General features: G+C 41.6%; 8 protein-coding genes and 1 pseudogene. 1 reads left to right on the forward strand and 8 read right to left on the reverse strand.

What is annotated here, in order from left to right; genetic code table 11:
* Positions 1 to 28: 28 nt before the first annotated feature.
* The 8 genes and pseudogenes from ureC to urtA all read right to left on the reverse strand — a co-directional run bounded on the left by ureC (position 29) and on the right by urtA (position 7293).
* Entirely contained in the window at positions 29 to 1744 is a 1716-nt protein-coding gene (ureC, locus tag J416_RS14355; RefSeq protein WP_003474669.1) for an urease subunit alpha, read from the reverse strand.
* On the reverse strand, positions 1744 to 2112 hold the full coding sequence (gene ureB / locus J416_RS14360; RefSeq protein WP_040513727.1) for an urease subunit beta: 369 nt from the start codon (positions 2110 to 2112) through the stop codon (positions 1744 to 1746). The genes ureC and ureB overlap by 1 nt, the downstream gene beginning before the upstream one ends.
* A 48-nt stretch (positions 2113 to 2160) precedes the next feature.
* Positions 2161 to 2463, reverse strand: coding sequence for an urease subunit gamma (gene ureA / locus J416_RS14365; RefSeq protein WP_003474672.1), 303 nt, complete (start codon positions 2461 to 2463; stop codon positions 2161 to 2163).
* 14 nt (positions 2464 to 2477) lie between these two features.
* Positions 2478 to 3167: an urea ABC transporter ATP-binding subunit UrtE gene (urtE, locus tag J416_RS14370; RefSeq protein ID WP_003474673.1), complete on the reverse strand. Its 690-nt coding sequence runs from the start codon at positions 3165 to 3167 to the stop codon at positions 2478 to 2480.
* Positions 3145 to 3918, reverse strand: a complete 774-nt coding sequence (urtD, locus tag J416_RS14375) for an urea ABC transporter ATP-binding protein UrtD (RefSeq protein WP_003474674.1) — start codon at positions 3916 to 3918, stop codon at positions 3145 to 3147. Before urtD ends, urtE begins: the two co-directional genes overlap by 23 nt.
* The gene (gene urtC / locus J416_RS14380; RefSeq protein WP_003474675.1) at positions 3878 to 4960 is read right to left on the reverse strand and encodes an urea ABC transporter permease subunit UrtC; all 1083 of its coding nucleotides are present in this window, start codon (positions 4958 to 4960) and stop codon (positions 3878 to 3880) included. The genes urtD and urtC overlap by 41 nt, the downstream gene beginning before the upstream one ends.
* A gap of 18 nt (positions 4961 to 4978) precedes the next feature.
* A pseudogene (gene urtB, locus J416_RS14385) lies at positions 4979 to 5880 on the reverse strand (urea ABC transporter permease subunit UrtB).
* A 138-nt stretch (positions 5881 to 6018) separates the two neighbouring features.
* Positions 6019 to 7293: an urea ABC transporter substrate-binding protein gene (gene urtA, locus J416_RS14390; protein ID WP_003474678.1), complete on the reverse strand. Its 1275-nt coding sequence runs from the start codon at positions 7291 to 7293 to the stop codon at positions 6019 to 6021.
* 294 nt (positions 7294 to 7587) lie between these two features.
* Between urtA and J416_RS14395 the strand changes: the two genes are divergently transcribed.
* Positions 7588 to 9048: a Na+/H+ antiporter NhaC family protein gene (locus J416_RS14395; RefSeq protein ID WP_003474679.1), complete on the forward strand. Its 1461-nt coding sequence runs from the start codon at positions 7588 to 7590 to the stop codon at positions 9046 to 9048.
* The last annotated feature ends 176 nt before the right edge of the window (positions 9049 to 9224 follow it).

Genomic DNA, 9224 nt, shown 5'->3' on the forward strand with positions numbered 1-9224 from the left:
TAGCAACAACCTTTTAGAAAACAGCGTTTTAAAATAAATAATACCGTTGGGCGAGTCCGATTTCGCTTGCTGGTTCACAAGTTATCCATTCACCATCCAATTTTACTTCATAGGTTTCAGGGTCGACATCGATCTTCGGTGTCTTATCATTAAAAGGCAAATCTTCTTTCTGAACGGTACGACAGTTATGAACAACGCCGATTTTTTTCCTCAGTCCTAACGCTAGATGAACTTCATTGTCATAAGCAGCTCGAGAAATGAACGTCATTGAAGTAGAATGTTTAGCTTTTCCTAGTGCTCCAAACATCGGACGCATCATAACTGGTTGCGGCGTCGGAATCGATGCATTCGGATCTCCCATTTGCGCATAAGCAATCATCCCGCCTTTTACCACAGTTTCAGGCTTGGTACCAAAAAATCTCCGATCCCAAATGACCAAATCTGCTAGTTTACCAGATTCGACGGAACCAATTTCATGGCTCATCCCATGGGTTCGTGCAGGATTAATCGTATATTTAGCGACATAACGTTTTACTCGTGTATTATCGTGATTCGTTCCATCATCTTCAGGCAAAGCCCCTCGTTGCTTTTTCATTTTATCGGCGGTTTGCCACGTTCTCGTAATGCTTTCCCCAACGCGCCCCATAGCTTGTGAATCAGAAGCAATCATGCTAATGACACCTACATCATGTAAAATATCCTCTGCTGCAATGGTTTCTGGTCGAATACGGGAATCAGCAAAAGCGACATCTTCTGGGACATTATGATCCAAATGATGACAAACCATTAACATATCTAAATGTTCATCGATCGTATTCACTGTGTACGGACGTGTCGGATTGGTCGATGATGGCAACACATTCGAAAACGATGCGACTTTCATAATATCTGGCGCGTGCCCACCACCTGCTCCTTCCGTATGATACGTATGAATCACGCGATTGCCTATTGCATGGACCGTATCTTCTAAAAATCCAGCCTCATTTAACGTATCCGTATGAATGGCGACTTGAACATCCAGATCATCAGCAGTTGATAGACATTGATCGATGGTTGCTGGTGTCGTTCCCCAGTCTTCATGAAGCTTTAACCCAATAGCCCCTGCTTCAATTTGTTCACGTTGCGGATCAGGTGAAGATGCATTCCCCTTTCCGAGAAAACCCATATTGATCGGATATTCTTCTGCCGCTTCAAGCATGCGTTGAATATTCCATTCGCCTGGTGTACACGTCGTAGCATTCGTTCCTGTTGCAGGTCCAGTACCACCTCCTAGCATGGTGGTGTAACCGGCAGCTAGTGCGACTTCAATCTGTTGCGGACTAATAAAATGAATATGCGCATCAATCGCTCCAGCTGTAACCATTTTTCCTTCACAAGCCATTACTTCAGTCGATGCACCGACAATTAAGTGTTCATCCACACCTTCCATAACATCGGGATTCCCTCCTTTACCAATTCCAACAATACGCCCGTCTTTGATTCCGATATCCGCTTTAACAATGCCGGTATAATCAATAATTAAGGCATTGGTTAACAATAAATCCAGCACACCTTCATCTCTTGTTTTCGTACTACTTTGCCCCATGCCGTCTCGTAACACTTTACCGCCACCAAAAACGGATTCATCGCCATAACTCGTATAGTCTTTTTCAATCTCCACCCATAAATCGGTATCGGCTAATTGGACGTGATCACCTTCTGTCGGACCATATAACGCCGCATATTGAGAACGAGAAAGCTTCATCACCGTCCCTCCTTTCTTTGAAATCCTGCTTCGTCTAATCGATGGGTAATGTCTTTCAAATTCTCAATGCTCCCTTTTGTCAAATTATTAAAGCCGAAAATCTTTTGATTGCCTGCAATTGCGACAAGTTCCACTTCTTTCTCTTCACCGGGTTCAAAACGCATGGCTGTACCAGCGGCAACATTTAAGCGCATTCCAATCGCCTGCTCGCGGGCAAACTGCAATTCACGATTGACTTCAGCAAAATGAAAATGTGATCCGACTTGGATCGGACGGTCACCTGTGTTAGCAACAGTGATCGAGCATGTACGTCGCCCCTTGTTTATCTCAATTGACTCATTTCGCAGTCGTAGTCCTCCTACCACAATGGATCTCCTCCTTTTCGTTGGCTTGTGTTTTTCCTGTTGTCTTTCACTTTATACAATCGGTTGATGAACGGTAACAAGTTTGGTTCCATCTGGGAAGGTGGCTTCGATTTGTACACTTTCAATCATCTCCGGTACGCCTTCCATCACGTCTTCAGCCGATAAAACTTGTTTCCCTTCTTGCATTAATTGTGCGACCGTTTTTCCTTCGCGTGCCCCTTCTAATAAATAGCAACTGATAAGTGCCATCGCCTCGGGATAATTCAGCTTAATGCCTTTTTCTTTTCGCTTATGCGCTAAATCACCAGCCACATATAACATCAATTTCTCCTGTTCAACAGGTGACAATTTCATCTACGTTCCCTCCCTTACACACTTAAGTAACGATAAATGGTTTCATCTTCGATATCGTCAACTGCGCTCTCATAAACAATCGATCCGTGATCCATCACATAAACATAATCAGCCACATTTTTTACAAAATCGAGATTTTGCTCGACAAGGATCATGGATGTGTCTGATGATTGTTTAATATCAAGAATCACATCTTGAATTTCTTGAACAATATTTGGTTGAATGCCTTCAGTCGGTTCATCCAATAATAAAAACGAAGGTTGTGATACGAGTGCACGGGCAATGGCTAACTGTTGTTGTTGTCCTCCGCTTAAGTCACCACCATTTCGCTTGGTGAAATCTTTTAAAATCGGAAAATACGCATACACTTTTTCGTCAATCGTCTTCTGATCGCCCGCTTCTAATCCAAGTAATAAATTGTCATGCACCGTTAATTTCGGAAAAATCTCTCTTCCTTGTGGTATATAGCCGATTCCCATCTTGGCACGCTGTGAAGGTTTCAATGTTGTCATGTCGGTTTGATTGAATTGAATGCTTCCATGTTCCGGGTGAAGAATTCCTATGACTGTTTTTAATAAAGTCGTCTTTCCTACACCATTACGACCCATGACACAAATCACCTGATTGTCATCCACATGCATATTGATATCACGGATGACCATGCTCTCATCATATCCAGCCTCAAGCTCCTGTATTGTCAGCATCTTCTTCCACCTTTCTGCCTAAGTACACTTCACGAACTTTCGGGTCATTCTGCACCTCGTCCATACTCCCTTCAAATAGTACCTGTCCTTCATGCATGACCGTGACAATATCGGCATACGACTTTACAAAGTCCATGTCATGCTCAACGATTAAAACCGCTCGATCTTCAGCAATTTTCGTAATTAATTCACCGGTTTTGTCTCGTTCTTTCTTGGACATACCAGCAATTGGCTCATCAAGTAAAACGATATCTGGCTCTTGAACTAATACCATTGCGATTTCAAGCCATTGTTTTTGTCCATGTGCTAACGTTCCTGCAAGTTCATCTTTTTCTTCTATTAAATCAATTAAATCTAGCATGTCATGAATCGATTGTTTTTCTGTCTTCGTCCATTTTGCTTTCATCATTGCAAATAATCGTTTCTTTTGTTTCATGGCAATTTCTAAATTCTCCATAACCGTTAACTTATGAAAGATAGACGGTGCTTGAAACTTACGAGCAATGCCTTGATGAACGATTTTCTCTTCACTCCGTTTGGTTAAATCTTTCTTGCCATGAAGCAGAATAGCACCAGAAGTAGCTCTTGATTTGCCACATATACAGTCGAGCAATGTCGTTTTTCCTGCTCCATTGGGCCCGATAACGAAATGAACATTGTTCGGAGCGACTTGAAAATCAAGCTCGTTAATGGCCTTAAATCCACTGAAATCAACGGTAACTTTTTGCAACGTCAACATGTTTTCCGACATTTTGCGATTTCCTCCTTGCCTTCCATGTTTCAAATAAACCAGTTAATCCTTTTGGTAAAAATACCACCACCAGAACAAATAATAGTCCGAGAAAGTACGTCCAAATATCTGGATAGGACTCACTAAAACCGGTTTTGGCTGCATTCACTAATACAGCACCGATGACTGGACCGATTATCGTTCCACGTCCGCCAAGAGCGACCCAAAGAACCATTTCAATGGAAGGAATAATACCAATCATCGTCGGTGAAATAATTCCCACTTGTAATACGAATAACATTCCAGCCATTCCAGCAATCGCTGCAGACAATGTATAAATGAATGTTTTATAAGCAGATGGGTTATATCCCAAAAACCGCATTCTGTTCTCACCATCACGAATACCAATCAATACATTGCCAAACCGCCCATTCACAAGACGTCGACAACCCAAAAAGATCGCAGCGAGCACAACAACAGTTATTATATAAAACATCGTTTGTGTCGACGCTTCATTCATCGGAATACCGAATAACGTCTCAAAATTGGTCAGTCCGCTCGTTCCTCCGGTTAAATTTTGCGCACCGACAAATAAGGTCACCAAAACTAACACAAGTGCTTGTGATAGAATTGTAAAATACACACCACTAATCCGATTACGAAATGTTAATGATCCAAGGACAAAAGCGAGAAACGCTGGAAATAAAACTCCAAGTATTATCGCGACAATTGGGTACTGAAAAGGTAACCAGATGAGAGGTAGCTCACTCATCCCACTCCACGTCATAAAGTCTGGTAACCCTCCTGCATTGGCTTCCAATTTCAAATACATCGCCATACAATAAGCGCCTAAGCCAAAGAAAATCCCATGTCCTAAACTTAATACACCTGTATAACCCCACAGTAAGTCAAGACCGATGGCTAGTATCGCAAATGCGAGAAATTTTCCTAGCAAATTCAAGCGGAAATCAGATAAATAAAGTGGAGCTGTTAACAACAAGATAAATAGAATACTAAAAATGATCCGGTGACCCAGTAACTTCTGAATAATTGTACTTTGCATGTTTCAACGCTCCCATTTTTAATCTAGTGATCGAGACCTTGATACGACAAGTCCAGATGGTCTCCATTGTAAAAAAGCAATAATTAATAAGAAGATAAGTACTTTACCGATGGATGCACTGGTGACATATTCAAAGACCGTATTAAAAATCCCAATCCCAAATGCTCCTGCAACCGCACCAAATAATGCACCAACACCACCAACGACAACGACCATAAACGCATCAATAATATAGTTCGTACCTATCGTTGGCCCAATAGCACCTAGTAACGTTAACGCACATCCTGCTACACCAGCAAAGCCAGAGCCAATCGCAAAGGTGATCATATCCACCTTTCTTGTTGATACACCTAAACATTCAGCCATTTGGCGGTTTTGCATGACCGCTCGTGTTCTCCTGCCGTTTGCTGTACGGTAAAAGTAGTAATAAATGCTAACTAAACAAACGATCGACAATGCTAAAATAAATAATCGTGAATACGGTAGGCTTAATGAACCTACCATTAAGCCTCCGCTTAAAAAGTCTGGGCTTTCCACACCGACATTTGGTGCACCGAAAATGGACCGTGCCGTTTGCTGTAAGATGAGCCGACTCCCCATGTGGCTAATAAGCTATCGAGCGGACGCTTATATAAGTGTCGTATCAATGTCGTTTCCATCAATACACCAATACCAGCTGAGACAAGTAAAGCGACAGGTATTGCTAAAAGAAAATACCAATCAAAATATTTTGCAGGTGCATAGGATAAAAATAGATTTTGTATCACATACGTAATATAAGCACCAGCCATAATTAACTCCCCATGTGCCATATTAATCACATTCATTAAACCAAATGTAATGGCCAAACCAAGTGCAATTAATAAAAGCACTGAACCTAAGCTAATTCCGTTAAACAATGTAATGAATACCTCATTCAATCCAAACATCCCTTTCTATTCCTCGGGTTTGGTTCTTTCATCTGATGTATGTTTTATTAACAATCAATGTGAACTTTCAGTGAAAGAAAAACGCAGGTTCACGCTACAAGTAGCGATCCCCTTTGTTTTTTCATTTTATTATTCGGCTAATGATTCACTTAACTCATTCGCCCAGTCATAACCTTCTAAAAATGGATCAGGTTTAATCGGTTCTTCTGATTGCCACACTTGTTCGATCATCCCGTCACTTTGTACTTCACCAATGCGCACTGTTTTATATACGTGCTGATTATCTCCGTCAATCGTGACTGTTCCGTTCGGCGCATCATAGCTGATTCCTTTGGCCGCTTCTTTCACAGCTTCTACATCGGTTGTTCCAGCTTTTTCAACTGCTTTTGCCCAAAGGTGAACGCCAAAGTAACCCGCTTCAATGGGATCAGCGGTTACCGCATCATCGCCATAGGCTGCTTTATAATTTTCGACAAATGCTTCATTCTCAGACGTATCAGTCGTCTGATAGTAATTCCAGCTTGTTAAGTGACCTTCAATGACTTCTGCACCGATCCCTTTTATCTCTTCTTCAGCAACACTCACTGATAATACTGTTGTGTCTTCTGGCGTAATACCAGCATCACTGAGCTGTTTAAAGAAAGCAACGTTACTGTCACCATTTAACGTGTTAAAAATGACTTCCGGCTGTTCACTTCGAATCTTAGCAATGACCGTGTTGTAATCAGTGTGTCCAAGCGGTGTATATTCTTCACCAACAAGTTCACCACCTTTGGCTTCTAGCTGCGCCTTAATCGCTGCATTCGCTGTCCGTGGGAATACATAATCAGATCCTAATAAGAAGAAAGAATCTCCTTTGTTCTCTAACAACCAATTGACTGCCGGTACGATTTGCTGGTTCGGAGCAGCTCCGGTATAGAAAATATTTGGCGAACTCTCCATTCCTTCATATTGCACTGGATAGAAGAGTAAACCGTTGTTTTCTTCCACAACTGGAAGCATGGCTTTACGACTTGCCGATGTCCATCCACCAAAAATCGCCGCTACTTGATCTTGTTCTAATAATTTGCCAGCTTTTTCAGCAAATGTTGGCCAATCGGATGCGCCATCTTCTACAACGGGTTCAAGTTGTTTACCTAAAACACCACCATTTTCATTAATCTCTTCAATCGCTAGTAATTCAGCTTGTTGGACCGATGTTTCACTAATCGCCATCGTTCCGCTCAACGAATGAAGAATACCGACTTTAATCGTGTCTCCGTTATCAGTAGATGTGTCTTCAGTTGATTCATTATCCGTTTCTTCTGGTTCATTTGCATTGGCTGCGTTCTCTGAAGCCGAACATGCAGCAAGCACACATAAAAATAATCCCAATAATACAAATGCGATGAATGGCTTTCTCATGTTTTATCCCCCAATGTTTTTATTGATTACATGATACAGAGTAACAAAGCATGTAAGGTGCCACTATTTTTGTGTTAGGTTTTCTGACAGATTTTTTTTATTTTTCTGACATTTTTAACCGTTATCATTCCCTCTATATTTAACTTTTGATAGTATTTAAGAAATCATCTTAGATCGATCGTTGAAAAATCTGTCAATTGATAAAAAATACTACAGGGGACTTGATGTTTGTGATAAAATAGGTAAGGTTTTTTCTAATGGAATGTATAAAATATAAAGTGAGGAGTGAACGAAATGGAACAGGAAAAGAATTTAGAACAAGCTACTGGAAATACAAGTGTTACTTCCCTGTCCTTTCGTCTAGGAGCTTTCGGAGCAGCAGTACCTTTACTGTTTTTTGTCATATGGGCGATTACAACAAGTGTCCTGAAATTATCATCGGAGATCGGATTAGTATTAGGGGCCATTATCGGAATTTCACTTGGTCTTTTCTTCAGTAAAAGTAAATGGGCCGATTATGCACAAGGGCTGTTTGATGGACTGGCACAACCCATTGGCGTTGTCGCAATGGTGGCGTGGTTTTACGCCGGGATGTTTGCTCAAGTCTTACAAGTTGGCGGTTTAGTCGAAGGATTAGTTTGGGTCGGTGCCATCACAGGTTTCACCGGTGGACTCTTTGTTGGACTCACCTTTTTACTAGCGGCCGTATTTTCAACTGCAGTCGGGACCGGTTATGGAACGACGGTTGCATTTAGCACTTTAATGTATCCAGCTGGTGTAGCTGTAGGAGCAGATCCAACAATGCTATTTGCTGCGATTTTAGCAGGGGCTGTATTCGGTGATAACTTAGCACCAGTGTCAGATACAACGATTGTTTCAGCAACGACACAAGATGCAGATGTGCCTGGTGTTGTTCGTAGCCGTTTTAAATATGCAGTAACGGCAGCAATTCCGACATTAATAATATTTATTGCATTTGGCGGCGGTAGCTCCATCGATCAGCAAGTATCTTTAGATGGTGATATCAGCGCTTCAGGATTGATTATGTTAATACCATTTGCCGTTGTGTTAACACTTGCGTTAGCTGGTCATCATATTATCACGTCGTTAACATGGGGCATTATTGTTGCTTTACTTACGATTTCCTTTATGCCAACGGTTGATTTTTCTGAAATTATTCGTTTCAATTCGGAGTCAGATGCAGTCGTGGAAGGTGCTTTGATTGATGGTATTACTGGCTATGTAAATATGGCGATTTTAATTCTACTCATTGTTGCCGCTGCCCATTTACTCAAACTAGGTGGCACCATGCGTGCAGTGACAGAAACGTTAACCAAATGGATTAAGCGCTCGGTTCGACGAGCAGAGGTTGCCATGTGGGCCATTGTTGCTTTACTCAATAGTGCCATTACAATTAATACAGCTGCTGAAATTGCCGCAGCACCTTTCGTTCGTGAAATTGGCGAAAAGTATCAGATTCATCGTTATCGCCGAGCCAATATGCTTGATGCGGTAACATCCGCCTTAGGCTATATTTTCCCATGGGGCGCGCCCGTTTTACTCGGTTGGTCAACCATTCAGACTATGCAGGGAACATATGAATGGCTACCCGTTGTTGCACCAACAGCTGTGTTCCCATTTGTCTTCCAAGGCTGGTTTTTAGTCATTGTCATGCTCATTGCCGCATTAACTGGCTGGGGCTTACGCTACCAAGGAAAAAATGGTGAAGAATTAACGCAACCACCTGAAAAATAATTACTATGCTAGGCTTATTCGCTTCTAAGGGGCGAATAAGCCTTTTTTGATTGAGTCATCATCATGATGACGGTACTTTATCGCTATTTTTTATAAGAAAAGTGTCGTCATTGCTGCTATGATGACAGATATTCTGGTTTTTAACGATAAAAACTACCGTCATCTCCATCATGACG

This window comes from Gracilibacillus halophilus YIM-C55.5 (assembly GCF_000359605.1).
GTDB lineage: Bacteria > Bacillota > Bacilli > Bacillales > Amphibacillaceae > Gracilibacillus > Gracilibacillus halophilus.